Consider the following 26,255-nt stretch of genomic DNA (forward strand, 5'->3'; position numbering starts at 1 on the left):
TCCGTCGTCGGCAGCGTCAGATGTGTATAAGAGACAGGTCGGGGCGAGTGGTCAGGGCGAGTGGTCAGGGCGAGTGGTCAGGGCGAGTGGTCGACGCGAGTAGTCGACGCGAGTGGTCGGGGCGAGTGGTCGATGCGAGTGGTCGGGGTGACTGGTCGCGGCGGGGGGTCAGGTCAGGAGCGTCAGGACGAATCCGATGAGCGGGACCGTGCCCTGGGACAGCGCCGGCCGCAGGTAGCGGCGGCCGCTCGTCGTCAGCACCGCTGCCGCCGCCACCATGGACCCGGTGCAGAAGAGCATGAGCGTGCGGCCGACCTCGTGGTGTCCGGCCCACCACAGGACGATGCCCAGACCGGCGCCGAGGCCGAGGAACAGGTTGTAGAAGCCCTGGTTGTACGCCATGGGCCGCGTCGTGTCGGCCGCGGACTGGTCGGCGACACCGAACCGCCGCCACACCTCGGGCCGGGTCCAGCCGATCGACTCCATCCAGAAGATGTAGGCGTGGAGCAGGGCGGCCAGGCCTACGACAACGCTCGCGACGACGCTCATGGCTCGGATCGTAGGGGTGGCCAGGCTCGCGCCGCTCCGCTCAGGCCGTGACGCGCAGGGTCGACGTGCGGTCGGGTCGCACGAGCACCTCGATGCGGTCGGCCACCCGCGACTTCAGCTCGGTGACGTGGCTGATGATGCCGACCGTGCGGCCGCCCTCGCGCAGCCCCTCGAGGGTCTGCATGACGTCGTCGAGGACGTCGGGGTCGAGCGTGCCGAACCCCTCGTCGACGAAGAGCGTGCCGAGGTCGACGCCGCCGGACTCCGCGCGGACGACCTCGGCCAGCGCCAGGGCGAGGGCCAGCGACACGTAGAAGGTCTCGCCGCCCGAGAGCGTTCCGACCTCGCGAACCTGGTTGGTGAGCATGTCGTGGACCCGCACCCCGAGACCGGACTTGGCGTTGCCCTTCTTGGCGTCGGTGTGCTCGAGCGTGTACCGGCCCCCGGAGAACCGCGCCAGCTCGGTGTTGGCCGCCGACAGAACCTCGGTGAACCGCCGGATGAGGACGTACTTGGCGAGGTCGAGGTTGAGCTGGTTGTCGCCGTTGCCCGCGACGAGCTGCCCGACGCGGACGGCGTCGGCGGTCTCGGCGATGACGGCCGCGTTGCGCTCGAGGGCGGCCGTGATGTCACCGACGCGCTGCTTGGTGCGGCTGACCTGGCCGCGGAGGGCGCCGTGCTCGCGGGCCGCCTCCTCCATCTCCTTCTTCGCGGTCCGCTCCAGGGCCACCATCGGTTCGATGTCGTCGAAGAGCGCGTCGAGCTGCACGTCGGCGAGCTCGGGCCCGGACAGGCCCGCCTTGACGCGGGTGCACGCGGTCTCGAAGTCCGCGATCTCCTTCTCCTTGGCGGTGATCCACTCCATCGGCCGGTCGGCCTCGAGCCACTCGGCGAGGTCGGTGAACCCGGCGGCGCGCAGGTCGGCGTCGCGGGCGGCCTCGTCCTCCGCGACGCTGGCTCGCGCGACGTCGCGGGCAGCGAGGGCATCGACGAGGGCGTCCACGTGGCCGGCCCGGGCCACGAGGGCTCCGCGGCGGGCCGCGACGCTCGGGTGGCCGTCGCGGGCGGCCTCGACCTCGGCTGCCTCGGACGCGACTCGGTCGGCGAGCTGCTCGACGGCGTGCCCGAGGCGCGCGACCTGGGCCGTCAGCGCCGTCGACGTCTCGGCGAGCTCGGACTGTCGCAACCGGAGGGCGGCGAGCCGTTGCATGCCGTGGGTGACGTCGTCGCGGGCCGCGAGGGACGCGGCGAGGTCGGCGGCCGCCCGCTCGGCGGCCGCCCGCGCGGCGTCGACGCCCTGGCCCCCCGCAGCCGCCGCCAGCTCGCGGGCCTCGGCGCGCAGCCCGGCGAGCGCCTCCGCGAGGGCGGCGGCCGAGTCGCGCAACGCGGTGACCCGGTCCTCGTGCTCGGCGACCTGCTCGGCCGTGACGGCGTCGGCCGTGGGTCGGGCCGGGACCGGGTGCTCGGCGGACCCGCAGACGGGGCACGGCTCACCGTCCCGCAGCGCGAGCCCGAGCTCGCCGGCGATGCCGTCGATGCGGGCGCGACGCACGCGGGCGAGCTCGGCCTCGCCGGCGCGCAGCGACTCGAGAGCAGCCGTGGCGGCGGCCTCGGCGGCGGGCAGCCGCGCGGCGGCGGCGGCGTGGGCGGTCGCGGCCTCGAGCCGGCGTCGGGCCGTCTCGGCGGCCTCGGCGCGCACGTCGAGGAGGGACACGAGGTCGCGCGCCGCGGTGAGCGCCTGCTCGTGCTCCTCGACGGCAGCGGGCAGCGCGGAGAGCTCGGCGGTGACGGCGTCGAGGCGGTGCCGAGCGGCCTCGGCCGCCCGCCGCGCCTCGTCGAGCCGGTCACGACGCGTCGACAGGGCCCGCTCGAGGTCGAGTGCCGCGGCGAGCCCGCCGATGACCTCGCGCAGCGACGCCGCGGCCACCCGCAGCTCGGCCGCCGACCCGTCGCGCAGCGCCGGTTCGACCCTCGAGCGTGCCGTCAGGAGAAGCGACTCCGCCCGTTTGAGGGAGGCCTCGCTCTGCGCCAGCGTGCGCACCGCGCCGGCCACGGGGCGAGCCTGCCGGGCCCGCGACATGGCCCGCCTCAGGTCGTCGAACTCCACGGCCCGCGCGCCGAGGCTCTCGTCCTGGCGCTGCAGCTCGAGGAGCCGTTCGCGGCGTTGCTGGCGCAGCCGCGCGTCGCCGACCATCGATGCCATCTGCTGGTGGGCCTCGATGGCCTCGCGGCTGCGCTTGCCCGCGTGCCGCTCCCGCGTGACGAGCTCGTCGAGGACCTCGGTGAGCTCGGCGGTGAGCAGGTCCGGGGCCGACCGGCTCGTCTCGAGGAGTGCGTCGCGCGCCGTGTCGTCGAGGCCGGCGGACACGGCGAAGGCGTGCACGGCGTCGCGGATCTCGGCGACCGCGCCGGCCCGGCGAGCCTGTGCGGCCCGGCCGGCCTCGACGATCTCGTCCTGGACGCGGCGGAAGAACGCCGTGCCGAACACCTTCTCGAGCAGCTTGCCCTTGTCCTCGGAGCGCGCCCTCAGGAACGTCGCGAACTCGCCCTGCGGCAGGATCACCGTCTGCACGAACTGGTCGCGGGTCAGGCCGACGGCCCGGGTGATCTCGTCGTCGCAGTCGCCGAGGTTGGTCGAGAGCAGCTCGCCGCCGAGGAGGTCGTCGGGGGTCTGGACGCGCCACAGCTTGACCGACGGGTTCTGCACCGTGGTGCCGGCACCGCGGGTCTTCGGCCGCTCGAACCGCGGCGTGCGCTGGACGCGGTAGATGCCGCTCTGGGTCTCGAACACCAGCGTGACGACGGGGACCGTGCGCGGGTCGGCGTGGTGGGAGTGGATCCGCTCGACGTCGGCCGACGCCTGGGCCACCTTGCCGTAGAGGGCGAAGGTGATGGCGTCGATGATCGTCGACTTGCCCGAGCCGGTGGGCCCCTCGAGCAGGAAGAGCCCGGCACGGCCGACGGCGGCGAAGTCGATGGTCTCGGTGCCGGCGTAGGGGCCGATCGCCGTCATGGACAGGTGGTGCAGCTGCACGTCACCCCACCTCCTGCGCCTCGGCCAGGTGCTGCGCCTTGACCGCCGCCTCGTAGCCCGAGGCGAAGACGTCGACCTCACCCGCGCTCGCCTCGGTCTTGGTGACGTAGGCGATGAAGTCGCAGCCGAGCTCGCGTGGGTCGCGCTCGCTGACGACGGTGGTGCTCGCGCGCGCCCGCTCGACCGCGCGCTCGGGCTCGTGGAAGACCTGGAGCGCGTGCGGGAAGCGCGACCTGACCCGGTCCATGAGCGAGTCGGGACGGACCCGGTCGGTGACGGTCACCCGCACCCAGGCCTGCTCGGCGGACGCGTGCTCCGGCGAGTCGAGCAGCTCCTCGAGGCTGCCGCGCAGCGTCGCCATCGGCCGCGGCTGCAGGATCTCCACCGGCGCGACCCGGGCCGGGCCGGACGCGTCGAGGTCGACGAGGAGCGCGACCTTGGTGTGGTCCTGCTCGGAGAACGAGTACCGCAGCGGTGAGCCGGAGTAGCGCACGACCGAACCCTCGGCGCAGTCCGGTGCCTGCGGGCCGTGCAGGTGCCCGAGGGCCGCGTAGTCGATGCCGTGGAAGACCGTGCCGGCCACGCGGTCGACGCCCCCGACCATGATCGAGCGTTCGGAGTCGCTCGGGTCGGCACCGGCCACGAAGGCGTGCGCGAGGACGACGGACCGCACCCCCGGACGCTCGGCCAGATCGGCACGGATGCGGTCGCACGCGGCGGCGACGACCGCCTGGTGCGACCTCGGCAGCGGCTCGCCGCCGCCGGCGAGGGCGACGCGCGCGTGGTCGGGGTCGAGGTAGGGGATGCCGTACACCGCGGCCCGGACGCCGTCGCTGCCCTCGAGCAGGACCGGCAGGTCGAGCAGGCCGGGGTCGGTGACCATGCGGATGCGGTCGCGGAACAGCCCAGCGCCGTAGCCGAGCCGGATGGCGGAGTCGTGGTTGCCCGACGTGACGACGACGGTGGTGACCGCCGACAGTCGCGAGAGGGTCCACTCGAGCAGCTGGACGGACTCGACCGGCGGGACGCCGCGGTCGTAGACGTCGCCCGCGACGAGGACGGCATCGACGGGGACGCCGTCGGGCGGGTCCTCGACGAGCTCGCACAGTCGCTCCAGGACGGCTGCCTGCGCCTCGTGGAGGTTGACGCCGTGGAGCGTCCGCCCGAGGTGCCAGTCGGAGGTGTGGAGCAACCGCATGCGACGACGGTAGGACCCCCCGCCGACACGGCCGAAGCCGACACCCCGGGACGCCGCGAGCCCGCCCCCGGCGTCGCGGGGACGGGCTCGTGGGTCGCGCAGCGTCAGTCGCTCCTGACGAAGCTGAGCAGCATCGAGACGAGGGTGACGATGAGCGCGCCGAGGACGGCGTCCCAGAAGAAGTGCTCGACGTGGAAGGACAGGCTCAGCTTGCCCGCGATCCACGACGTCAGCTCCAGCATCAGCGCGTTGACGACGAGGACGAACAGCCCGAGCGTCAGGATGATGAACGGCAGCGAGAGCACCTTGGCGACGGGGCGGATGAACGCGTTGACCAGGCCGAAGATCAGGGCGACGACGACGACCGTCTTGACGACCTGGCCCGTGGACCCCCCACCGAACGTGATGCCGGGGATGAGCCACGCGGCGACCCACAGCGCGACGGCGTTGATGACCGTCTGGAGCGCGAAGTTGATGAGCATGCGCTCAGTGTTCCACGGGCTCGCCCTCGATCGCGGGGTCCGCGGCGGCACCCGCCGTGTCGTCGGCGACGACGACGCCGGCCCGTGACAGGCCCGTGTCGACGAGGGCGCCGTTCGGCAGGCCCGGGTGCTCGTCGCCGGGGATGCGCGGCTGGAACATCGAGTTGAGCCGGAGCAGCTCGGGCTCGACCATCTTGAGGTGGCTGATGGCGTCCTTGACCGGGACACGCTCGATGCGGCCCCGCTGCAGCGCGACCATCTGCCCCCATGCCCCGTCGATCGCGGCCTCGACGGCGGCGACGCCGAAGCGCGTGCCGAGCACCCGGTCGAAGGCCACCGGGGAGCCGCCGCGCTGGATGTGCCCGAGGGCCGTCATGCGGCTCTCGATGCCGGTGCGGCCCTGGATCTCGCGGGCGAGGATGGAGCCGATCCCACCGAGGATCTGGTGGCCGTACTTGTCGACCTCGGGCGCCGGGATGTCGATCGTGCCCTCGCGTGGCACCGCACCCTCGGCGACGACGACGATCGTGGCGAACCGGCCCTTCTTGTGCCGGTGCACGATGCGCTCGCACACCTCGTCGATGTCGAAGGCCTCCTCGGGCGTCAGGATGATCGCCGCGCCACCGGCCAGGCCCGACCACACGGCGATGTGGCCGACGTGCCGGCCCATGACCTCGACGACGAGGACGCGGTGGTGCGACTCGGCGGTGGTGTGCAGCCGGTCGATGGCGTCGGTGCAGATCTGCACGGCGGTCTGGAACCCGAACGTCATCTCGGTGAGGGAGATGTCGTTGTCGATGGTCTTCGGGACGCCGATGACGGGGAAGCCGTGCTCGTGGAGCCGGTTGACCACGCCCATCGAGCCCTCGCCGCCGATGCCGATGATGGCGTCGAGGCCGTGCCGGTCGTAGGCCTTGCGGACCTTGGTCAGGCCGTCCTCGTAGGCGAAGGGCTGGTCGCGGCTCGTGCCGAGGATCGTGCCACCGAGGGGCAGGATGCCGCGGCACCGGTCGACGTCGAGGATCTCGTAGTCGTTGTCCATGACGCCGCGCCACGCGTTGCGGAAGCCGATGACGGTGCTGTCGTAGGTGACCTCGGCGGCGCGGGTCGCGCCGCGGATGACGGCGTTGAGGCCGGGACAGTCTCCGCCCCCGGTGAGGATGCCGATGCGCATGAGCTGGACTTTCGCTGTGTGGGCATGGTGAAGGGTGTCGAGGCGGCGCTGACGCGACGATGTGAGCCTAGCCACAGCGGGGCCACCGCGTCAGGACAGCGTCCAGAGGCCGGGCACCTGCGTGAGACGCACCCTCTAGAGTGCGCCCTATGAGCGACGCTGCCGACCGCACCGCGACCCCCGCCCCGACGGACGCCCCGACGGAGGCCGCGACCGACGCCCCGGCGGACGCCGCGACCGACGCCCCGACGGACGCCGGCGCGGTCGACGCCGGCCACGCAGACGCCGTCGCCGACGCGAGCCGGGTGCGGCTGCGCGAGGTGCTCTCCCGGATGCCCGACTACAAGCCGGGCAAGCCCGCGAACGCCCCGGCCGGCGTCACCGCGTACAAGCTGTCGTCGAACGAGAACCCGTACGGGCCGCTGCCGTCGGTCGTCGCAGCCATCGCCGACGCCGCCTCGACGGTCAACCGGTACCCCGACATGGCGGTCACCGCCCTGACCCAGCGGCTCGCGGCGGCGCTGGGGGTGCCGGCCGAGTGCCTCGCGACGGGCACCGGCTCCGTCGCGGTGCTCGCGCAGGTCGTCAACGCGGCCTGCGACGCCGGCGACGAGGTCGTCTTCGCGTGGCGCTCCTTCGAGGCCTACCCGATCGTGGCCCAGCTCGCCGGTGCCGAGCCGGTCATGGTGGGCCTCGACGCCGACGCCCGGCACCGTCTCGACGCGATGGCCGCCGCGGTCACCGAGCGCACCCGCGTCGTGCTCGTCTGCACCCCGAACAACCCCACCGGCCCGTGCGTGCACGAGCGCGACCTCGAGGCCTTCCTGGCGAAGGTGCCGAGCGATGTCATCGTCGTCGTCGACGAGGCCTACGTCGAGTTCGTCCGCGACCCCGACGCGGTCCGCGGCCTCGAGGTGTGGCGTCGGCACCCGAACGTCGTCGTGCTCCGGACCTTCTCCAAGGCCTACGGCCTCGCCGGCCTGCGTGTCGGCTACGCGGTGGCGCACCCGCCGGTCGCGGCGGCGATCCGCAAGACGGCCACGCCGTTCGGGGTCAGCTCCGTCGCCCAGGTCGCGGCGATCGCGTCGCTCGACGCGTTCGACGAGCTGAGCGAGCGCGTCGCCTCGATCGTGGCCGAGCGCGACCGCGTCACCCTCGCCCTCGCCGACCAGGGCTGGCACCTGCCGCGCAGCGACGCCAACTTCGTGTGGTTCCCGCTGGGGGCCGAGTCCACGGCGTTCGCGCAGGCGTGCGAGGAGGCCGGCCTCATCGTGCGCCAGTACGGCGACGACGGCGTGCGCGTGACGATCGGCGAGGTCGAGGCGAACACCCGTCTCCTGGAGGTGGCGCAGCGCTTCGGCCCGCGCTGACAATGGGATCACCGTGCGAGGTCGCGCGGTGATCGGAGGGCGGCGTCATGAGGCTGCAGCGCGAGCACGTGCCGGCCGGGCTGACGGCCCTCGCCGCGGTCGTCCTGGCGGTCCCCTCCCTGGTAGCAGCGACGTGGCGCGTGACGACCCTCGACAGCGAGAGCGGTGTCGTGCTCTTCGACCAGTACGACTGGAGCTGGGGGCGCTCGCAGGAGCTCGGCGCGGGCGGAGCGGTGGTCCAGGACCTCTGGAACCCCTGGGGGCTGGTGGCGCTCGTGGCCCTGCTGGCCGTCGCCGCCGCGGGGACGGTCGCCTGGCTGGCCTCCGACGCCCACTGGGTCCGCGTCCTCGCGCCGGTCTCGACCGGTGCCCTCCTCGGGCGGCTCGCGACGACCGTCCCGGCGCGGCTGGGTCGGCCGGTCCGTGACGACGTGCACGGGCTGGCGGCGTCGGGCGCGTCGACGCCGGCCGGGCTGGCCGAGACGGCGGCCGCAGTGGTGCTCGTGGCCGCGCTCGCGCTGATGGTGTCCGCCCTGACGGCCACGGGGCGGGCGCCGGCTCGCCTGCCTCGCACGCGTCCGATGCCGGCCGGGTCTCCGCCCGGCACCTTTCCACCGCGGGGCGGTGCCCGAAGACTGCCGCCCGTGGTCGCGGGGCGCGCCCCGGTCGCGGCGCTCGGGGTCGCCGGGGCGCTGCTCGCGACGCCGCAGCTGTTCTGGCCGACGCACACCGTTGGTGTCCGCAGCGACGGCCCGTCCGGCGGCTACACCTTCCGTCAGTCGATCTGGAGCTGGGGCCGGTACGCCGACACGACGCTGGAGGACGCCAACCAGTTCGACGTCTCCAACCCGTTCAGCCTGACGCTCCTCGCGCTGTCCATCGTCGTCTGCGTCGCCGCGTGCGCCGCCTACGCCCTGCGCCGCGGGACCGACGGACGGGTGCTCGGGGCGGCCGGCCTCGGCTGCGCGGTCCTCGGCCTCGGCGCACCCCTCGTCCAGCGCGTCGGCGACACCATGACCGGCCTCTACGGCGACAACCCGCTCATGGAGGTCGAGACGCACCTGACGGGCTGGCTCCAGTGGGTGTCGGTGGGGCTCCTCGTGACGGCGCTCGTCCTCGTCGCCGCGCGGCCGGCCGCCCGGACCGCCCGGGCGAGCTGGCCGGGCCTCGTCGCCCGGCTGGCCCGGTTGCGGGGTGTGCCCGAGGTGGACGAGGCCCCCGATGCCTTCGGTCCGGTCCTCACCGAGGCCTCGCCTGCTCCGGGCTCGGACGACCGCGCCCCCGGCGGCCCCGGCGGGTGGCCGGGGTCATCGGGCACGAGGTCGGGGTCCGCAGGCCCGCGCATCGGCATCGCGACGCTGCAGGACGCGTCCGCCCGCGACCACTCGGGCTCGCGCTCGGGAGCCGTCGGGTTCAGCGACGACGCCGGCGAGGCCGACGGGGCCGAGCGCCCGCGGCACCCGGACGCGTCATGAACCGTCGCCGGCCGCGCCCTCCGGGTCGTCCGCGTCGCCCGGGGCTGGTGCCCGGACGCCTGCCCGCGGGTCTCGTGGCAGGCGTCGGCGTGCTCCTCGCCGCCACCCCAGTGGTGTGGCCCACCGCGGCGCTCGTCCTCACGACGGCCGAGGTCGGCGAGTTCCACCGGGTCTTCCGGACCGAGCAGTGGTCGTGGGGACGCGAGGTCACCGTCGCCGAGGACGGCACCGTCTACGGTGCGGCGAGCGGTCCGCCCAACCTCCTCGCGCTCGTGACCCTGTGCGTGGTGCTCGTGCTCGCGCTCGCGGCGGTCGTCACGTGGCTCGTCGTGCCCGGACGCACCGGCGAGGTCGTCGGGGCTGCCGGCATGGCGGCGGCGTTCGTCACCGTGGCGCACTCGTGGGCGGCCCGCGTCGGTGTCCCTGCGGGTTCGTACGGGCTGCTGCCCGGCCTGACGTCGCAGACGCTTCCGGCCGGCCACCTCGAGGTCGTCGGTGGCGCGCTGGTCGTCGTCGCGCTCCTTCTCGTCGTGCGGCCGGCCCTGGTGCGGGTGGCGCTCCGGACCTGGCATGGTGCGCTCGACCGCGTCGAACGCGACCGTGCGGCCGAGCGCCGGCGGGACGCCGAGCACGACGGCTCCAGCCGGCGCTCCTAGCTCGACGCGGCCGCGGCGGATCGGGGGGGCGCCGTCGGTGGCCGGCCCTAGCGTGGGCGCATGGACATGAAGCTGGAGCTCGTCGTCGTGCCGGTCACCGACGTCGACCGTGCGCGGGACTTCTACGTCGACCAGGTCGGGTTCGTGCTCGACCACGACCACACCGTCAGCGAGGAGGTGCGCTTCGTGCAGCTGACGCCGCCCGGGTCGGCCTGCTCCATCGCCATCGGCAGGGGTCTGGCCGAGCCCGTGCCCGGTGGCATCGTCAACCTGCAGATGGTCGTCGCCGACGCCGACGCGGCGCGCGCCGAGCTCGTCGAACGCGGCGTCGAGGCCTCCGAGGTGGATGACCAGCCGTGGGGCCGGTTCGTCCGGTTCAGCGACCCCGACGGCAACCGCTGGACGCTCCAGCAGCTGCCCGCGTGGTCTCGTGGTGCCGGTGGCGACGGCGTCGGTCCCGACGCCTGAGGCGCGGCGGTGCTGACGGCGGTCGCGGTCTCGGGGTACCGCTCGCTGCGCGACGTCGTCGTGCCGCTGCACGGCCTCGACGTCGTCACGGGAGCCAACGGCAGCGGCAAGTCGAACCTCTACCGCGCCCTGCGGCTGCTGGCCGGCTGTGGGCGCGGCGACGTCGTCGGCGCCCTCGCCCGTGAGGGCGGCCTGCAGTCGGCGCTGTGGGCCGGTCCGGCCACCCTCGGCGGCGCGCGCCGCGGGCATGCGGTGCAGGGCACCACCCGCAGGGGTCCGATCAGCCTCCAGCTGGGCTTTGCCTCCGACGACATCGGCTACCTCGTCGACCTCGGCCTGCCGCAGCAGGCGTCCGGGGCCGACGCCGGAACCCCCTCGGCGTTCCTGCGCGACCCGGAGATCAAGCGCGAGGTCGTGTGGGCCGGGCCGGTGATGCGGCCCGGGTCTGTGCTGGTGCGACGCCGCTGGGGCGTCGTCGAGACCCGCGCCACCGGGCCCGCCGACGACGACTGGGGCGACGAGTGGGGCGGCGGGTCCGACGACGAGTGGGAGTCCGACCCCGTCGGCCGTCAGGGGCTCGGGGCCGGCACCGGTGGTGGGGGAGCGCGTGGCCGACGCGGCTGGACCGAGCTGACCCGCTCACTGCGCCCTTGGGAGAGCATGCTCACCGAGCTCGCCGACCCCGAGCGGGCGCCCGAGCTGCTCAGGGTCCGGCGCCTCGTCCGGGGCTGGCGCTTCTACGACGGCTTCCGGGCCGATGCCGACGCACCGGCTCGCCGGTCGCAGGTGGGCACCCGCACGCCGGTGCTCGCCGACGACGGCAGCGACCTCGCCGCGGCCCTGCAGACGATCCGCGAGGACGGCCGCAGCGAGCTCGACCGCGCCGTCGCCGACGCCTTCGACGGCGCGGTCCTCGACGTCACGGTCGACGGCGGCCGGTTCGACCTCGCGCTGCACCAGCCCGGCATGCTGCGCCCGCTGGGCGTGGCCGAGCTGTCCGACGGCACCCTGCGCTACCTGCTCCTCGTCGCCGCCCTCCTCACGGTCGACCCACCACCCCTGCTCGTCCTCAACGAGCCCGAGACGTCCTTGCACCCCGACCTCGTCCCGCCCCTGGCCCGGCTCGTGCGTCGGGCTGCCGAGCGCACCCAGGTCATGGTCGTCTCGCACTCGGCGGCCCTCGTCCGCGAGCTCGGCGCCGGGCACGGCGGTGGCGCCGACGAAGGCGACAACGGTGACGCCGACGACGGCGGGCGCAGGGTGGGCCTCGGGTCGCCGGCCCACGTCCTCACGCTGCGCAAGGACCTCGGCGAGACGGCCGTCGTCGGGCAGGGCCTCCTGACGACGCCGCCGTGGGCGTGGGGCTCGCGGCGCTGACGCTCGCGGCGCTGACGCTCGCGGCGCCGGCGCTCGCGTCCTCGGTCACGGGACCACCGGCACCTCCGCCGTGCCGGCCAGGGCTGCCGCCAGGGACTGCTGGTTGCTGAAGGCGTCCGGCACGCCGGCCCCGGTGCGCACGCGGTCCCGGAGGCTGCCGAGCACGTACTGGCTCCATGCCGTGCGGCACACGTCGTAGCACTCGTGCCCGTCCTGCAACCCGACGTGCGTGAACGTCAGGCGGGTGCGGCCGGCCGCACCCGCCTCCGCCGGCTCGGACGTGATCTCGAACCGGACGGTCGTGCCCGTCCACTCCTCCTTGTCCTCGGGGAAGGTCAGGAGGCTGTCGAGGACGAGCCACTCGACGGCCGCGCCGGGGTCGAGCCGGATCGTGCGGAACTTCGAGAAGTGGATGTCGGGGACCGTGTAGACCCACTCGGCCCCCAGCGTCGCCGGGTCGCCGACGATGCTGCCGGACCACCAGCCGCGGACGTCGTTGACGGCGTCGAAGACCTCCTGCGGAGTGTGCTCGACCGTGAAGCTCATCGTGAGGTCGGTTCCCATGGGTCTTCCCTTCCGCTGTGACTTGCGTGATGCAAGCAACCCTAGGTCAGGCGACTTTCATGATGCAAGCACTTTGCTAGGCTGGCGACGTGCTCGGACGGACCTACGACTCCCAGGTGTGCTCCATCGCGCGGGCCCTCGAGGTGGTCGGCGAACGGTGGAGCCTGCTCATCGTCCGCGACGCGCTCTTCGCGGGCGTCACGCGCTTCACCGACTTCCAGCACAACCTCGGCATCGCGACGAACGTCCTGCAGTCCCGCCTCGACGCCTTCGTCGACGCCGGGGTGATGGAGCGTCGGGAGGTCCCCGGGTCGGCTGCCCAGCGCGAGTACGTCCTCACCGACAAGGGCCGCGACCTCGCCCCGACGCTCGTGGCCCTGACCCGGTGGGGTGACCGTTGGGCCGCTCCCGGTGAGCCGCCGATCCTCTACGAGCACGCCGCCTGCGGCGACACCGTCACGGTCGCGACGACGTGCGCGACGCACGGGCCGGTGGCGGTCGACGAGGTCACGGTGGCCGTCGGCCCCGGCATGCCCGCCGAGTACCTCGCCCGACGCCGACCCCGCCGCGTCGCGTCGGCGGGCTGACGCGTCGGCCGGGTGGGCCGGGCCGTCCCGCATTGTGAGATTCGCAGGCCTCTCCGGTAAGTTCCGGGTCGAGGACCAAGAAGGCGTCCGTCGTCACGAACGGCGGCCCTGCGCCCCCAGAAGCCGACGAGCGGGAGACCCCCGTCCGCGGGCCGAACGAGTAGGCCGGTCTCACCGGCGAAGGAGCCCCACGTGAGCGACAAGGTTGTCGCCGAGCTGCACGAGCCGACCCCCGCGGTCGGCGACGGCGGCCCGGACATGATCCAGCTGCTGACCCCGGAGGGTCAGCGCGTGTCCCACCCCGACTACGACAAGTACGTCGCGGACCTGACGCCGGAGGACCTGCGGAGCTTCTACCGCGACCTCGTCCTCATCCGTCGTCTCGACGCCGAGGGCTATGCGCTCCAGCGCCAGGGCGAGCTCGGCCTGTGGCCGAGCCTGCTCGGCCAGGAGGCCGCGCAGGTCGGCTCCGGTCGGGCGCTCAAGCCGCACGACTTCGTCTTCCCGACCTACCGCGAGCACGGCGTCGGGTTCGTGCGCGGCATGGACCCGCAGAGCTCGCTCCAGCTGTTCCGCGGCGTCAGCCAGGGCGGGTGGGACCCCAAGGAGAACAACTTCCACCTCTACACGATCGTCATCGGGGCCCAGGCGCTGCATGCCACGGGCTACGCGATGGGCGTGAAGATGGACGGCAACGTCGGCACCGGTGACCCCGAGCGCGACACCGCCGTCATCTGCTACTTCGGCGACGGCGCGTCGTCGCAGGGTGATGTCAACGAGGCCTTCGTCTACGCCGCCTCGTTCGACGCCCCGGTCGTGTTCTTCTGCCAGAACAACCAGTGGGCCATCTCCGAGCCGGTCACCAAGCAGACGCGGATCCCGCTGTTCCACCGCGCCCGCGGCTTCGGCTTCCCCGGTGTGCGCGTCGACGGCAACGACATCCTCGCCACCTACGCCGTGACCCAGCACTGCCTCGACGAGGCCCGCAACGGCAACGGCCCGCTGCTCATCGAGGCCTTCACGTACCGCATGGGCGCCCACACCACGGCCGACGACCCGACCAAGTACCGCATCTCGGCCGAGGTGGAGGAGTGGAAGTTCCGCGACCCGATCCTGCGCCTCAAGACCTACCTGGCCCACGAGGGCATGGCCGACGACGAGTTCTTCGGCCGCGTCGACGCCGAGGCCGACCAGTTCGCCGCCGAGCTGCGCCAGGGCTGCATCAGCATGGAGACGATGCCCGGGGCGACGATGTGGGACCACATCTACGCCGAGGACCACCCCGTCATGGAGGCCGAGCGTGCCGCCTACCTCGCCTACAAGGCGAGCTTCGAGGAGGCGAGCTGAGATGGCGCTCGAGAAGGTCACCCTCGGCAAGAGCATCACGAACGGCCTGCGCAAGGCCATGGAGGCCGACCCCAAGGTCGTGCTCATCGGTGAGGACATCGGCAAGCTCGGCGGCGTCTTCCGCATCACCGAGGGCCTGCAGAAGGACTTCGGCGAGGAGCGGGTCATCGACTCCCCGCTCGCCGAGTCCGGCATCGTCGGCACCGCCCTGGGGATGGCGCTGCGCGGCTACCGCCCCGTCTGCGAGATCCAGTTCGACGGCTTCGTCTACCCGGCCTTCGACCAGATCGTCTGCCAGGTCGCCAAGATGCGGGCCCGCTCGCTCGGCTCGATCAAGATCCCGATGGTCATCCGCATCCCGTTCGGTGGCGGCATCGGCAGTCCCGAGCACCACTCCGAGAGTCCCGAGGCCTACTTCGCCCACACCGCGGGCCTGCGCACCGTCGCGTGCAGCAACCCCGAGGACGCCCACTGGATGATCCAGCAGGCCATCGCGTGCGACGACCCGGTCATGTTCTTCGAGCCGAAGCGTCGCTACCACGACCGTGCCGAGTACGACACCGCCGCGACGTCCGCGCCGCGCGGGCTCTTCGAGGCCAACGTGCTGCGCGAGGGCACCGACGTGACGCTCGTGGGCTACGGTCCCGTCGTCAAGACGCTGCTCGAGTCGGCGGCTGCCGCCGAGTCGGAGGGCACGAGCATCGAGGTCATCGACCTGCGCTCGCTGTCGCCGCTGCCCATCGACACCATCGTGTCGTCGGTGAAGAAGACCGGCCGGCTGGTCGTCGTCCACGAGGCGAGCACGTTCCTCGGCATGGCCTCGGAGATCTCCGCGCAGGTCACCGAGAAGTGCTTCTACGAGCTCGAGGCCCCGGTCGTGCGCGTCGGCGGCGCGAACATCCCGTACCCGCCGAGCCGGATGGAGGAGGAGTTCCTCCCGGACCTCGACCGCATCCTCGACGGCGTCGACCGCGCGCTCGCGTACTGACCGAAAGGGACTGTCCTCCATGGCAATCCGCACGTTCAAGCTGCCCGACCCCGGTGAGGGCCTCGTCGAGGCCGAGATCGTCGAGTGGCGGGTCGAGCCCGGCGACACCGTCAAGGTCAACGACATGGTCCTCGAGGTCGAGACCGCCAAGTCGCTCGTCGAGCTGCCGATCCCGTGGGCCGGCACCGTCAAGGACCTCCTCGTGGAGGTCGGCCAGACTGTCGACGTCGGCACCCCGATCATCACGATCGACGACGGCACCGCCGAGGAGACGCCGGTCGCACCGGCCGTCCCCGGCGAAACCGGGGAGCCGGCCGGCGGCGAGGCGATCCTCGTCGGCTACGGCGCCAAGGCCGGTGCCACGGCCCGTCGCCCGCGCAAGCGGGCCGGTGACGCCGCTCCGGCCCCGGTCGCCCGGGCCTCGGAACCGACCGAGACCGAGCAGGTCGCGGCCGCGGAGCCGGTCGCCGAGCCGACCGCCCCGGCGCCCCGCGTCGAGTCGCCGGCCCCGACGCCGGGCGCCGGGCCCGCGATGAATGCTTCCCCGTCGGCGCCGGTCGCGCGGGAGGGCCGGCCGAAGGCCAAGCCCCCGGTGCGCAAGCTCGCCAAGGACCTCGGCGTCGACCTCTGGGCCGTCGCCGGCTCGGGTCCCGAGGGGGTCATCACCCGCGACGACGTCAACGCCTTCGCGTCGGGCGCGGTCGACGGCGCAGCCCCGGCGGTTCCGGCGGCAGCCGGCGTCCCGACATCCGCCCCGGCGCTGCCGTTCGGCGCGGGCGAGCGCGAGACCCGCATCCCCATCAAGGGCGTGCGCAAGATGACCGCCCAGGCGATGGTCGGCTCCGCCTTCACGGCGCCGCACGTCACCGAGTGGGTCACCGTCGACGTCACGAGGACGATGGAGCTCGTCGACCGCCTCAAGGGCGAGCGCGAGTTCCGCGAGGTCAAGGTGACGCCGCTGCTCGTGCTCGCCAAGGCGCTCGTCCTCGCGATCAGGCGCAACCCGGGCATGAACGCGACGTGGGACGAGGCCGCCCAGGAGATCGTCCAGAAGAACTACGTCAACCTCGGCATCGCCGCCGCCACGCCGCGAGGGCTCATCGTCCCGAACATCAAGGACGCCCACGCACTGACGATGCTCGAGCTGGCCCGCGCCATCGGGGCGCTGACGGCGACCGCTCGCGAGGGACGCACCCAGCCGGCCGAGATGTCGGGCGGCACCATCACGATCACCAACGTCGGGGTCTTCGGCGTCGACAGCGGCACCCCGATCATCAACCCCGGCGAGTCGGCGATCGTGTGCTTCGGCGCGATCCGCAAGCAGCCGTGGGTCGTCACCGCCGCCGACGGCTCCGACGAGATCGCGGTGCGCCACGTGACCCAGCTGGCGGTGAGCTTCGACCACCGGCTCATCGACGGCGAGCTCGGTTCGCGCTTCCTGTCCGACCTCGCCGCGATCCTCGAGGACCCCAGCCGCGCCCTCGTCTGGGCCTGACCTCCCGCACCAAACCCCCGCAACACACCGAGCAGCTGCCAACCCGACGGGGTGTACCCGGCGGGACCTGGCAGCTGCTCGGTGTGTTCGTGGACGGCGTCAGCGGGCCGAGGCCGCCTGGCGCTCGGCGTGGCGGGCCTGCCTGCGGTCGACGAGGTAGGCGGCGGTGAGGTCGTCGCCGACGCGCTCGAGCATCCGGACGTCGACGGCCTCGTACCGCTCCGCGACGGTCGGCTCGAGGGTCGTCATGACCTCGTGGGCATCGCGCTCGGCGATCGCCGTGGCGAGCTCGCGCTTGAGCCAGTCGTCGAGGACGCCGCCCGGAGCCTTGGCGCGTGCGGCCACCTCGACGGCGAACCGTTCCGTGTCTGCCGCGACCGACGGGTCCTCGGTGGTCAGCATCCGCGCCGTGCGGTGCAGCAGCGCCGCGCCGGCGTCGAGGTCTCCCTCGCCGAGCCGGATGACGGCCCGGCTGAGCAGGGGCCGGTCGCCGCGCAGCGCCGAGTCGGCGAGCAGTCCGAGGCGCAGGCCGAGGAGGCGCTCGTGCGTCCGCGTGTTGCCGGCGCCGCGGCCCAGCGGGACCGTGACCTCGTCGTCGGGCGCCGACTGCGACAGCGTGTCGAGCAGCTCGATGCCGGCCTCGTCGGGCGTGTGCACGGTGTCGCGCAGCGGCAGCTCCTTGATGAAGAGCGCGGTCACCAGGGCCAGTGCGAAGGGGACGAGGCCCCAGACGAACACCGTGTGCAGCGAGTCGGCCAGGCCCTGCTGGACGCCGGAGGCGATCTGCGGCGGCAGCTGCGCGAGTGCCGAGGGGTCGAGCACCGACCCGGCGCTCACCTCCTGGCCCGAGGCCTGCATCTGCCGTACCACCGAGGCGGGCAGGTGGGAGGCGATGTTGCCCGCGAGCCCGCTGGTCATGATCGTGCCGAACACGGCCGTGCCGACGGTCGAGCCGACGTTGCGGAAGAACTGCGTGGAGGCGGTGGCGACGCCGAGGTCCTTGCGCTGCGAGGAGTTCTGGATGATGAGGGTGAACACCTGCAGCGCCATGCCGAGGCCCACGCCGAAGACGACCATCGACAGGGTGAGCTCGGTCTGGCTCGAGCCGTGGTGCAGCTGGGTGAGCAGCCAGAAGCCGACGCCCATGATGAGGATGCCCGCGATGGTCTGCAGCTTGTACCTGCCCGTCCTCGTGATGACGAGCCCGGAGAGGATCGACAGGCCGATCATGGCCACCGACATCGGCATGAGGATGAGTCCTGAGTTGGTGGCCGACACGCCGAGCACGCCCTGCGCGTAGACGGGCAGGTAGATCATCGCGCCGAACATCATGACCGAGACCATGAACGCCGCGATGTTGGACAGCGTGAACAGGGGGCTGCGGAAGAGGCGCAGCGGCAGGACCGGCTCGACGGCCCGGCGCTCGACGGCGACGAACGCGGCGAGCGCGACGACGCCCGCGACATACAGGCCGATGATCGCGGGGGAGCCCCACGGGAGGGTCGTGCCGCCCAGCGAGGTCGGCACGAGCAGGAGGACGAGGGTCAGCGACAGCACCGTGATGCCGGCCTTGTCGACGACGGACTCACGGGGCGTGTGCTCGAGGTGCAGGAAGCGGCTGATGCCGAAGAAGGCGACGACGCCGACGGGCAGCGTGACGAAGAAGAGCCAGCGCCACCCCCAGTGGTCGGTGACGAAGCCGCCGGCGAGCGGGCCGAGGATCGAGGCGAGGCCGAAGACGCCGCCCATGAGGCCCTGGTACTTGCCGCGCTGACGCGGCGGGATGATGTCGCCGATGATCGTCTGCGAGAGGGGCATCAGGGTGCCCATGCCGGCGCCCTGGACGGCGCGAGCGGCGATGAGCCACCAGAAGCTCTGGGCGAATCCGGACAGGACCGAGCCGGCCATGAAGACGACGAGGCCGCCGAGGTAGAACCCGCGCCGCCCGTAGAGGTCGCTCATCTTGCCGACGATCGGGACGGTGATCGCGCTCACGAGCATGGCCGCGGTGGCCAGCCACGAGTAGTGGTCGATGCCGCCGAGCTCGGCGACGATGCGCGGCATGGCCGGACCGACGATGGTCTGGCTGATCGACGCGACGAGCATGCCGAGCATGAGCGCGGTGAAGATGTTGCGGGTGGCGCGGTCCAGGCCGTGCGCGGCCGGTCCCGCCTCCGTCGTGGCGCCCGGGGTGGGGGCGGCCGTCGAGGTCTGTGGCATGTCCTCGACCGTACACCTAAACGTGCAGTAACTGCAAAATTGCAGTGGATGCAGGCCTAGTGCCATCATGGGACCCATGAGCACGTCCGTTGCCGACGAGTCCTGCGGCCTGCGCGAGCGCAAGAAGCGCGAGACCCGGCGCGCCATCAACCTCGCGGCCCTGGACCTCGTCGAGGAGAAGGGCTTCGCGACGGTCACCACCGAGGAGATCGCGACACGCGCCGGTGTGAGCGCCCGCACCTTCTTCAACTACTTCCCGTCGAAGGAGGCGGCCGTCATCGGCACGACCGCCGAGGAGCTCGAGTCCTACGCCGAGCAGCTCGAGGAGGTGCGCGACGGTGAGACGCCGCTGGACTCGCTGCGCCGCATCCTCGCCGGCATGCTCGCGCCCGCCTCGGTCGACCGCGAGCTGCGGGCCAGGCGTCGCCGGATCCTCCTCGGTGAGCCCGCGCTCGCTCCGGCCCTCGTCGGCAACAACATCCGCATCGAGAACGCGTTGACTGCAGCCCTCGAGCGCCGGCTCGGCCAGGCCCCCGGTGCCTCGCTCGAGCCGCGGGTCACGGTCGCCGTCGCGATCGCCGCGGTCCGCGCCTGCATCGAGCACCAGCAGGCCGGTGGCGGGGGACGCCTCGAGCGCAACATCGACGCCGCCTTCGACTACATCGGCTCCGGGCTCGCCTGAGCGAGACAGGCATCTCCGAGGCGCCGACGCGCCCGCCGCGGGCGAGGCGGGTCGTGCCGGTGAGCCCGGTCGCCGGTCCCGACGCGTCAGGCGAGCCCACTGCGGAGCGCGACGGCCGCCGCCTCCGCGCGACCCCGCAACCCCAGCCGGGCGTAGAGCGCCGATGCCGCGTCGGTCATGGTCGGGATGTCGACGCCCGCCGCCTCGGCGAGCTCCGACAGAGCCCGCTCGGAGCCCAGAGCGGTGAGCAGCTGGACCTCGTGGGCCGCCAGGGGGACCTCACCGACCGGTTGCGATCCCGGTTGCGATCCCGGTTGCGATACCGGTGGTGAGGCCGGCGACGGCACTCCCCCGCCGTCCGCCGCGTCCGCAGGGTCGGCGCCGGCGACGGCGCTGACGTAGGCGAGCAGCTCGGCGTGCGCCGCCGACGCGTCGAGGACCGACCCCTCGAACGCGGCCCGGTCGAACGCGTCGGGCCCGAGCAGGGTGCGCAGCTCGGCCGTCGCCCGCTCGTACGCGGTGCGCTCGAGCGGCGCCAGCCCGGAGAGGAGGATCGGCAGCATCGGCTCCGCGAACCCGTGGAAGCGCGCGGCCGCGAGGAGGTCACCGGTGGCCGCGGCGATGCGGGCCGCTGCGAGGGAGCAGTGCGCGACGGCCGTCCCCGCGGGGAGGCGCCACGCGAGCTCGAGCCGGGTGCGCGTCCACCGCGCCGCGGCCGCGGCGTCGCCGCACGCGAGTGCCCGTGAGGCGAGCCGGCCGAGGATGAGCGACAGCGATGCCCCGTCACCGGTCACCGTGGCGACCCCGAGGAGCTCCTCGAGCATCGGCACGTCGGGCGCCGGGCGTCCGGACGCCTCAGGGGGACCGGCCAGCCCGACGATCCGGGACGGCACCGTGTGCAGCAGGACGCCGGCGGCCACCACCGACGGGCCGTCACCGGCGGCACGACCGCGGCGCAGCGCCGACAGCCCGAGCGCGACCGCGCCCGTGGTGTCCCCGCCTCGGTGCAACAGGATCGCGCGCCACGCCTCGAAGCGCGCGAGCCAGCGCGCGTGGCCCCGGTGCGTCGCCAGCTCGAGCCCCTCGAGGACGCTCCGATGGGCCAGGATCGCGTTGCGGTGCAGCGGCAGCGTCCGCGCGACGACGTCCAACCCCTGCAGCAGGCGGAGCCGGTCGGAGGTGTGGCGGGCCCGGTCGATGCCGCTCAGCAGGCAGGGGAGGGCCTCGTCGACGCGTTCCGCGGCGTCGGCGCTGTCGAGGGCGAGGACCCCCGACCAGATCTCCGCGTCGGCGAGCAGACCCTCGTCGACGGGCTTGGGGGCCAGCTCTGCGAGCAGCTCGTCGACGACGGCCCGCAGGTTGTCCCGTTCGCCGACGGTACGGCTCAGCGGGGCCAGGTCGACGGCGAGCCGCAACGCGGTGGCGTGGTCGGGGCCCGCGCGCAGCCACGTCAGGGCCGCGCTGAGGTCGGCTGCCACCGGTTCGAGCAGGGCCATCGCCTCGGGCTCCCGGGCGTCGGCCGCGGCGGCCGCCGCCCGCCTGGCCAGGGCGGCGTGGTGCGCGGCGTGCCGGTCGAGGACGGCGCCGGCCCCGCCGGTCTGGTCGAGCAGCTCGCCGGCGAGCTCGGCAGCGACGGGGTCGAGCGCGAAGCAGGCGCGCTGCGGCGTCGAGGCGTCACGGGCCGGGCCGCCGGCTGGCTCCACCGACGCCGCGGGCCTCGCCGGCTGGACGTAGGCCGCGAGGCGGAGGTCGACGAGCGTGTCGAGGGCGTCCACGAGCCGCGGCAGCGGCAGGTCGGACACGGCGCTCGCGGCGTCGAGGTCGAACGGCCCCCGCAGCGTCGACGCGTCGCGCAGCAGCTCCTGGGCATCGGGCGACAGGGTCGCGTACGCCAGCTCGAGAGCGGTGCGCACGCCGCGGGGCTCGGCGCGCCGCGCCGTCAGCAGCGACACCCGGGAGGCCCCGCCGCGCAGCAGCCCGGCGACGCCGTCGATGCCGAGCGCACCGGCGCGTGCGGCCGCCAGCTCGAGCGCGAGCGGCAGGCCGCCGACACCGCGGCACACCTCGGCGGCGGCGCGAACGACGTCGTCGGTCGGCAGGAGGCCGGCGTCCACGAGGGCGACGCGGTCGAGCAGGAGGGCGACGGCGGGATGCCGCCGGAGGGTGTCCGGGTCATCGTTCCTGCGCGGCGCGTCGAACGCGCGGACGGCGACCTGCTCGGCGCCCGGCCATGCCGCGGGCCGCCGGCCGACGAGGACGACGGCCAGCCCGGGACACGCGTCGACGAGCCGGTCGGCCTCGTGGACGAGCTGGCGCTCGGCCAGGAGTGCGTGCGGGCCCGGGCCGTCGGGCGGGTCGACGACGACGAGCAGGCGGCGCTGTCCGACGGCGGCGGCGAGCCGGTCGACGTCGTGGGGTTCGAGGACCCCGAGGTGGCCCGCCAGGCCGCGCCGCAGACCCGGTCCACCGCGCACGGCGACCGTGACCGACGCGTCGTAGGCGTCACCGAGACGGGCCACTGCGAGGGCCACGACCGTCGACGTGCCGACGCCGAGGGGGCCGTGGACGACGACGCGACGCGCACCGTCCGGACCGAGGGCCCGCACGAGGGCCTCGATCTCGTCGTCCCTGCCGTGGACCCCGTGTCCGGGGTGCACGACGAGACGCGCGGCATCCCGCCGCCAGGTGCCCGGCTCGCTCATCCGACCTCCGCGCCCAGCCTTGCAGACGCGGCCGCTGCCGCGCGGGGTTTCGCCGAGAGCGCTAGCCCGGGTGGCCACCGACGTGCTCGACGCACCTCGTCGCGGTCGGCCGCGCCTCGAGCCGGGCCTGCGGGATCGGCTGCCCGCAGACCTCGCAGCGACCGTACGTGCCCGCGGCGACCCTCGCCACGGCGGCGTCGATCTCGGCGAGGTGCCGCTCGGCCTGCTCCACGAGGGCGCCGATCTGCGACCGCTCGTAGGCGATCGTCGACCCCTCGGGGTCGTGCTCGTCGTCGGCGTTCGACCCCTCGGTGGCGTCGACGACGAGCGCGAACTCGCTGCGCAGGTCGTCGAGTCGCTGGAGGGTGGTCAGCCGCTCCTCGTCGAGCAGGCGTCCCGGTGCGGCAGGAAACTCGTCCACCCGCCCATTGTCGCCCTGCCGGGGACCGGTCGGCCGGCGGACAGCCGCCTCGCCCACCGGCAGGATGGCTCCATGAGTGACTCCGACGCCCAGCGTGGCGTGGCCTTTCCGGTCGACCCGGCAACCGGACGACGCAGCACGACCGCCGTCGGGCGGGCCGTCGTCGCCGACGCGCTGCGCGCGCACGACCCGGTCGGGGCCGCGTCGGCCGAGCGCGAGACGAGCTGGCGGCAGGGGTACCTGCCCCACTTCCGCCGGCTCGTCGAGGCGGGGCTCGTCTCCGACGCCGCCGCCCTCGGCATCGCCCGCGACGGGCTGGCATCGCTGCACACGCGGATGCGCTGGGCGGGAGCCGGCGGCGACCGGCCGCTGGCCGCGGCCTTCGAGCCGCCCGACGGCTTCGAGCCCGACGCCTCGGGGACGCTCGGCTCCGAGACGCTCCATGGTGAGGGAGAGCCGGAGCGCGTCCTGTCCCTGCCCTACGGCCGTGAGCGGCTCTCCGGGGACAGGCTGTTGCGCCGCCTCGACGCGTGGGTCGAGACCGGGACGGTCGAGCCGTCCTGCGCCGAGGCCGTCGGCCGCGTCGTCGAGCACCCGGAGTGGCTCGACCTCGGCGACCACACCGTCGTCGTCCTCGGCGCCGCGGCGGAGATGGGGCCGCTGCGGTCCCTGCTGCGGTGGGGCGCGAACGTCGCAGCGGTCGACCTGCCACGGCCCGAGCTGTGGGACCGGCTCATCGGTGACACCCGGCGCCTGGCCGGTTCGATGACCGTGCCCGTGCGTGGCACCGAGGGTCCCTTGGCAGCGCGTGCCGGTGGCGACCTCGTCCACGACCTCGCGGCGGTCACCCGGTGGGTCGCCGGCCTCGAGGCGCCGCACCGGCTCGTCCTCGGCAACTACGTCTACGCGGACGGCGCGACGAACGTCCGCGTCTCGACGGCCGTCGACGCCCTGACGAGGCGGCTCGTCGAGGAGCGTCGCCCGGACGACGTCGCACTCGCCTTCCTCGCCACGCCCACCGACGTCTTCGCGGTGCCGGGGGAGGCGGTCGAGCGCTCGGTGCGCAGCTACGCCCAGCGCCGCACCTCGAAGCTGCTCCGCGTGCCCCTGCGCACGGTGAGCGGAGGGAGGCTGCTGCGTCGCAACTACGTGCCGGGGCAGGACCCGGGCATCAACGACAGCGTCGTGCTCCAGCAGGGCCCGAACTACCTGTTGGCCAAGCGGCTCCAGCGCTGGCGCGCCGCGACCCACCGGGCCGACGGCGGCCTCGTCTCCTTCAAGGTCGCGCCGCCGACCCGCACCCGCTCGGTCGTCAAGAACCGGACACTGGCAGCGGCCTACGCCGGGGCCCACCGGTTCGGCATCGAGGTCTTCGAGCCCGGCACGGCCAACACCCTCATGGCCGCACTCCTCGTCCACGACCTGCGCACCGGCGCGCCGAGCCGCGGGCACCCGTGGCAGGACGAGGCGTACGCGGCCGCCCACGGCGGGCTCTGGACGTCGGCGTACGACCCGCGCAGCGCCCTCGGCATCGCGGCCCTCCTCGGGCTCGCCTCGGCCCGCTGAGACCCTGAGACCCGCTGAGACCTGCTGAGACCCGCTGAGCCGGTCGGGCCCGCGCGGTCCGAGGCGCCCACCGGTGGCGCGGTCCCGGTGTCGTGGACGGAGTTGGCGCCGCGCCCCGTGAGGCTCGATGCTGTGCACCATGGACGAGCAGGTGGCGCAGGAACGGCGCCGGACCGAGGACCGGTCCCCGGAGCGGGGGCTCGGCGGCACCCTGCGCGCGCCCCGGACCCTGGTGCCGGCGCTCCTCGCCGCGATCGCCTACGTCGACCCGGGCAACTTCGGCGTCAACATCACGTCGGGCGCCGAGCACGACTACGGCCTCGTGTGGGTCGTCGTCTTCGCCAGCTGCTCCGCGATGGTCATCCAGTACCTCGCCGCGAAGCTCGGCATGGTCACCGGTCGGAGCCTCGCCGAGCACAGTGCCGCGCGGTTCCCGGGGGTGGGTCGGGTCCTGCTCTGGGTCCAGGCCGAGCTCGTCGTCGTCATGACCGACCTCGCCGAGATCGTCGGTGGGGCCATCGCGCTGCGCCTCCTCTTCGGGATGCCGCTCATGGCGGGCGCCGCGTGCGTCACGCTCTTCAGCCTCGTCGTGCTCGCCCTGAAGGTCCGGGGCCGCAGCCAGTTCGACTCGGTGGTGCTCGTCCTGCTCATCGTCATCGTCGGCTCGCTCGTGTGGCAGGTGACGGTCGCCGACGTCGACAGCGCCGGCCTGCTCCGGGCGCTGGTGCCCGGCTCGCTCGACGGGTCCGCGGCCCTGCTGGCCGTCGGCATCGTCGGGGCGACGGTCATGCCGCACGCCCTCCACTTCCACTCCGCGGCCTCGCGGGGGCACGACGACGGCACGCCGGTCGTGTCGCCGGCCGAGCGCCTCCGGGCCGGGCGTCGGACCGTCCGCAGCGTCGTCATCGCCATGACGGTGGCGGGGTTCGCCAACGTCAGCCTCGTCGTCTTCGCCGCGGCGCTGCCGACGTCGGCGGGGGCCAGCATCGAGTCGGCGTACGCGGCGCTCGGGTCGAGCGTCGGCGACATCGCCGCGACGATGCTCGCGGTGGCCCTGCTCGCCTCCGGCCTGGCCTCGACGCTCGTCGGCGTGCAGACCGGCGACGTCGTCATGCAGGGGTTCGGACGCCGCCCCATCGCGCCGCTGCTGCGGCGTCTCCTCGCCGTCGTGCCCGCCCTGCTCATCCTCGGCCTCGGCGTCGACCCCACCGACGCGCTGGTCTGGAGCCAGGTGGCCCTCTCGTTCGCGCTGCCGGGCACCCTCGTGCCGCTCCTGCTCTTCACGAGCGACCGACGCCTCATGGGCGTCCTCGTCAACCACCGCGTCACGACCGTCGTCGCCGGCCTCATCACCGCCGTCATCGTCGGCCTCTGCGGCTACCTCGTCCTCGCCGGGGGCGCCTGACCCCGCGCGGGGGGCGCTCGCCCGAGCCCGAGCCGGCGTCCTCCGGTGGCCGCACCACCCGTCCCGGGAGGCGCACCACCGTGTGGGAGAGTGACCCCTGACCCGGCCGGACCGACGGAGGTGAGCATGGCGACCCGACTCGTGCCACCCGGCGTGCGCGAGCTGCCCGCCCTCACCGAGCTGCGTCTGGAGGTGCGGGCCTTCCTCGCCGAGCAGCTTCGGGCGGGGGCGTTCGTGCCGCACGTCGACACGTGGCTGACGCGCTGGGACCGCGCGTTCACCCGCGAGCTCGGACGCCGTGGCTGGCTGGGCATGGTCATCCCCACCGAGTACGGCGGGCAGGGCCGCACGTACCTCGAACGGTTCGTCGTCACCGAGGAGCTGCTCGTCGTCGGTGCGCCCGTCGCGGCGCACTGGATCGCCGAGCGGCAGATCGGGCCCTCGCTGCTGCGCTACGGCACCGAGGAGCAGAAGCGCGCGTTCCTGCCGCGGATC

22 protein-coding genes are annotated in these 26,255 nt (G+C 73.8%); 13 read left to right on the plus strand and 9 right to left on the minus strand.

What is annotated here, in order from left to right:
- Window positions 1–168: 168 nt before the first annotated feature.
- The 5 genes from ACPYOM_RS10575 to ACPYOM_RS10595 form a co-directional block, all read right to left on the minus strand.
- Complete coding sequence (locus ACPYOM_RS10575; protein ID WP_481343756.1) at window positions 169–549, minus strand: DUF1304 domain-containing protein; 381 nt, start codon at window positions 547–549, stop codon at window positions 169–171.
- A gap of 40 nt (window positions 550–589) precedes the next feature.
- Window positions 590–3,583, minus strand: coding sequence for an AAA family ATPase (locus ACPYOM_RS10580; protein WP_481345901.1), 2,994 nt, complete (start codon window positions 3,581–3,583; stop codon window positions 590–592).
- Between the two features lies 1 nt (window position 3,584).
- Entirely contained in the window at window positions 3,585–4,781 is a 1,197-nt protein-coding gene (locus tag ACPYOM_RS10585) for an exonuclease SbcCD subunit D (protein ID WP_481345902.1), read from the minus strand.
- Window positions 4,782–4,885: 104 nt separating this feature from the next.
- Entirely contained in the window at window positions 4,886–5,263 is a 378-nt protein-coding gene (locus tag ACPYOM_RS10590) for a phage holin family protein (RefSeq protein ID WP_481345903.1), read from the minus strand.
- A gap of 4 nt (window positions 5,264–5,267) precedes the next feature.
- The gene (locus ACPYOM_RS10595; RefSeq protein WP_481343760.1) at window positions 5,268–6,437 is read right to left on the minus strand and encodes a 6-phosphofructokinase; all 1,170 of its coding nucleotides are present in this window, start codon (window positions 6,435–6,437) and stop codon (window positions 5,268–5,270) included.
- Between the two features lie 332 nt (window positions 6,438–6,769).
- On the opposite strand from ACPYOM_RS10595, the gene hisC reads away from it, so the two are divergent.
- The 5 genes from hisC to ACPYOM_RS10620 are packed head-to-tail and all read left to right on the plus strand — an operon-like array spanning window position 6,770 to window position 11,783.
- Window positions 6,770–7,807, plus strand: coding sequence for a histidinol-phosphate transaminase (gene hisC / locus ACPYOM_RS10600; protein ID WP_481343669.1), 1,038 nt, complete (start codon window positions 6,770–6,772; stop codon window positions 7,805–7,807).
- 47 nt (window positions 7,808–7,854) lie between these two features.
- Window positions 7,855–9,282 (plus strand): hypothetical protein, encoded by a 1,428-nt coding sequence (locus tag ACPYOM_RS10605; RefSeq protein WP_481345904.1) that lies wholly within the window; start codon window positions 7,855–7,857, stop codon window positions 9,280–9,282.
- 47 nt (window positions 9,283–9,329) lie between these two features.
- A complete protein-coding gene (locus ACPYOM_RS10610) occupies window positions 9,330–9,938 on the plus strand; it encodes a hypothetical protein (protein WP_481345905.1) in 609 nt (202 codons plus the stop codon).
- Window positions 9,939–9,998: 60 nt separating this feature from the next.
- Window positions 9,999–10,406 (plus strand): glyoxalase superfamily protein, encoded by a 408-nt coding sequence (locus tag ACPYOM_RS10615; protein ID WP_481345906.1) that lies wholly within the window; start codon window positions 9,999–10,001, stop codon window positions 10,404–10,406.
- 9 nt (window positions 10,407–10,415) lie between these two features.
- The gene (locus tag ACPYOM_RS10620; protein ID WP_481345907.1) at window positions 10,416–11,783 is read left to right on the plus strand and encodes an AAA family ATPase; all 1,368 of its coding nucleotides are present in this window, start codon (window positions 10,416–10,418) and stop codon (window positions 11,781–11,783) included.
- Window positions 11,784–11,828: 45 nt separating this feature from the next.
- On the opposite strand, the gene ACPYOM_RS10625 is transcribed toward ACPYOM_RS10620, so the two are convergent.
- Complete coding sequence (locus tag ACPYOM_RS10625) at window positions 11,829–12,347, minus strand: SRPBCC family protein (RefSeq protein WP_481345908.1); 519 nt, start codon at window positions 12,345–12,347, stop codon at window positions 11,829–11,831.
- An 89-nt stretch (window positions 12,348–12,436) separates the two neighbouring features.
- Here ACPYOM_RS10625 and ACPYOM_RS10630 point away from each other — a divergent pair, with 89 nt between their 5' ends.
- The 4 genes from ACPYOM_RS10630 (at window position 12,437) to ACPYOM_RS10645 (ending at window position 16,764) form a co-directional block, all read left to right on the plus strand.
- Window positions 12,437–12,934 (plus strand): winged helix-turn-helix transcriptional regulator, encoded by a 498-nt coding sequence (locus ACPYOM_RS10630; protein WP_481343663.1) that lies wholly within the window; start codon window positions 12,437–12,439, stop codon window positions 12,932–12,934.
- Between the two features lie 192 nt (window positions 12,935–13,126).
- Entirely contained in the window at window positions 13,127–14,281 is a 1,155-nt protein-coding gene (gene pdhA / locus ACPYOM_RS10635) for a pyruvate dehydrogenase (acetyl-transferring) E1 component subunit alpha (RefSeq protein WP_481345909.1), read from the plus strand.
- 1 nt (window position 14,282) lies between these two features.
- Window positions 14,283–15,269: an alpha-ketoacid dehydrogenase subunit beta gene (locus ACPYOM_RS10640; protein WP_481342900.1), complete on the plus strand. Its 987-nt coding sequence runs from the start codon at window positions 14,283–14,285 to the stop codon at window positions 15,267–15,269.
- 19 nt (window positions 15,270–15,288) lie between these two features.
- Window positions 15,289–16,764 (plus strand): dihydrolipoamide acetyltransferase family protein, encoded by a 1,476-nt coding sequence (locus tag ACPYOM_RS10645; protein ID WP_481345911.1) that lies wholly within the window; start codon window positions 15,289–15,291, stop codon window positions 16,762–16,764.
- A 99-nt stretch (window positions 16,765–16,863) separates the two neighbouring features.
- Here the strand turns inward: ACPYOM_RS10645 and ACPYOM_RS10650 are convergent, their stop codons facing one another.
- The gene (locus tag ACPYOM_RS10650) at window positions 16,864–18,984 is read right to left on the minus strand and encodes an MDR family MFS transporter (RefSeq protein ID WP_481345912.1); all 2,121 of its coding nucleotides are present in this window, start codon (window positions 18,982–18,984) and stop codon (window positions 16,864–16,866) included.
- A 76-nt stretch (window positions 18,985–19,060) separates the two neighbouring features.
- Between ACPYOM_RS10650 and ACPYOM_RS10655 the strand changes: the two genes are divergently transcribed.
- The gene (locus ACPYOM_RS10655) at window positions 19,061–19,666 is read left to right on the plus strand and encodes a TetR/AcrR family transcriptional regulator (protein WP_481345913.1); all 606 of its coding nucleotides are present in this window, start codon (window positions 19,061–19,063) and stop codon (window positions 19,664–19,666) included.
- A gap of 86 nt (window positions 19,667–19,752) precedes the next feature.
- Here the strand turns inward: ACPYOM_RS10655 and ACPYOM_RS10660 are convergent, their stop codons facing one another.
- Complete coding sequence (locus tag ACPYOM_RS10660) at window positions 19,753–22,368, minus strand: hypothetical protein (protein WP_481345914.1); 2,616 nt, start codon at window positions 22,366–22,368, stop codon at window positions 19,753–19,755.
- Window positions 22,369–22,429: 61 nt separating this feature from the next.
- Window positions 22,430–22,789, minus strand: coding sequence for a TraR/DksA family transcriptional regulator (locus tag ACPYOM_RS10665; protein WP_481345915.1), 360 nt, complete (start codon window positions 22,787–22,789; stop codon window positions 22,430–22,432).
- Window positions 22,790–22,861: 72 nt separating this feature from the next.
- Here ACPYOM_RS10665 and ACPYOM_RS10670 point away from each other — a divergent pair, with 72 nt between their 5' ends.
- From ACPYOM_RS10670 to ACPYOM_RS10680, 3 genes are all read left to right on the plus strand, one after another.
- Window positions 22,862–24,355 carry a hypothetical protein gene (locus ACPYOM_RS10670; RefSeq protein ID WP_481345916.1) on the plus strand — a complete coding sequence of 498 codons (1,494 nt, stop codon included), beginning with the start codon at window positions 22,862–22,864 and terminating at the stop codon, window positions 24,353–24,355.
- Between the two features lie 139 nt (window positions 24,356–24,494).
- A complete protein-coding gene (locus ACPYOM_RS10675) occupies window positions 24,495–25,760 on the plus strand; it encodes an Nramp family divalent metal transporter (protein ID WP_481345917.1) in 1,266 nt (421 codons plus the stop codon).
- Window positions 25,761–25,886: 126 nt separating this feature from the next.
- Window positions 25,887–26,255: acyl-CoA dehydrogenase family protein (locus ACPYOM_RS10680; RefSeq protein WP_481345918.1), on the plus strand; the 369-nt coding region annotated here is incomplete at its 3' end.

Source organism: Monashia sp. HAY1-2A (genome assembly GCF_056755315.1).

What these genes read in the sequence shown, in the direction of transcription:
- ACPYOM_RS10575 (WP_481343756.1), bottom strand. Translation starts at nt 549, where the DNA reads ATGAGCGTCGTCGCGAGCGTTGTCGTAGGCCTGGCCGCCCTGCTCCAC.
- ACPYOM_RS10585 (WP_481345902.1), bottom strand. Translation starts at nt 4,781, where the DNA reads ATGCGGTTGCTCCACACCTCCGACTGGCACCTCGGGCGGACGCTCCAC.
- ACPYOM_RS10590 (WP_481345903.1), bottom strand. Translation starts at nt 5,263, where the DNA reads ATGCTCATCAACTTCGCGCTCCAGACGGTCATCAACGCCGTCGCGCTG.
- ACPYOM_RS10595 (WP_481343760.1), bottom strand. Translation starts at nt 6,437, where the DNA reads ATGCGCATCGGCATCCTCACCGGGGGCGGAGACTGTCCCGGCCTCAAC.
- hisC (WP_481343669.1), top strand. Translation starts at nt 6,770, where the DNA reads ATGCCCGACTACAAGCCGGGCAAGCCCGCGAACGCCCCGGCCGGCGTC.
- ACPYOM_RS10605 (WP_481345904.1), top strand. Translation starts at nt 7,855, where the DNA reads ATGAGGCTGCAGCGCGAGCACGTGCCGGCCGGGCTGACGGCCCTCGCC.
- ACPYOM_RS10615 (WP_481345906.1), top strand. Translation starts at nt 9,999, where the DNA reads ATGGACATGAAGCTGGAGCTCGTCGTCGTGCCGGTCACCGACGTCGAC.
- ACPYOM_RS10625 (WP_481345908.1), bottom strand. Translation starts at nt 12,347, where the DNA reads ATGGGAACCGACCTCACGATGAGCTTCACGGTCGAGCACACTCCGCAG.
- ACPYOM_RS10640 (WP_481342900.1), top strand. Translation starts at nt 14,283, where the DNA reads ATGGCGCTCGAGAAGGTCACCCTCGGCAAGAGCATCACGAACGGCCTG.
- ACPYOM_RS10645 (WP_481345911.1), top strand. Translation starts at nt 15,289, where the DNA reads ATGGCAATCCGCACGTTCAAGCTGCCCGACCCCGGTGAGGGCCTCGTC.
- ACPYOM_RS10650 (WP_481345912.1), bottom strand. Translation starts at nt 18,984, where the DNA reads ATGCCACAGACCTCGACGGCCGCCCCCACCCCGGGCGCCACGACGGAG.
- ACPYOM_RS10655 (WP_481345913.1), top strand. Translation starts at nt 19,061, where the DNA reads ATGAGCACGTCCGTTGCCGACGAGTCCTGCGGCCTGCGCGAGCGCAAG.
- ACPYOM_RS10660 (WP_481345914.1), bottom strand. Translation starts at nt 22,368, where the DNA reads ATGAGCGAGCCGGGCACCTGGCGGCGGGATGCCGCGCGTCTCGTCGTG.
- ACPYOM_RS10670 (WP_481345916.1), top strand. Translation starts at nt 22,862, where the DNA reads ATGAGTGACTCCGACGCCCAGCGTGGCGTGGCCTTTCCGGTCGACCCG.
- ACPYOM_RS10675 (WP_481345917.1), top strand. Translation starts at nt 24,495, where the DNA reads ATGGACGAGCAGGTGGCGCAGGAACGGCGCCGGACCGAGGACCGGTCC.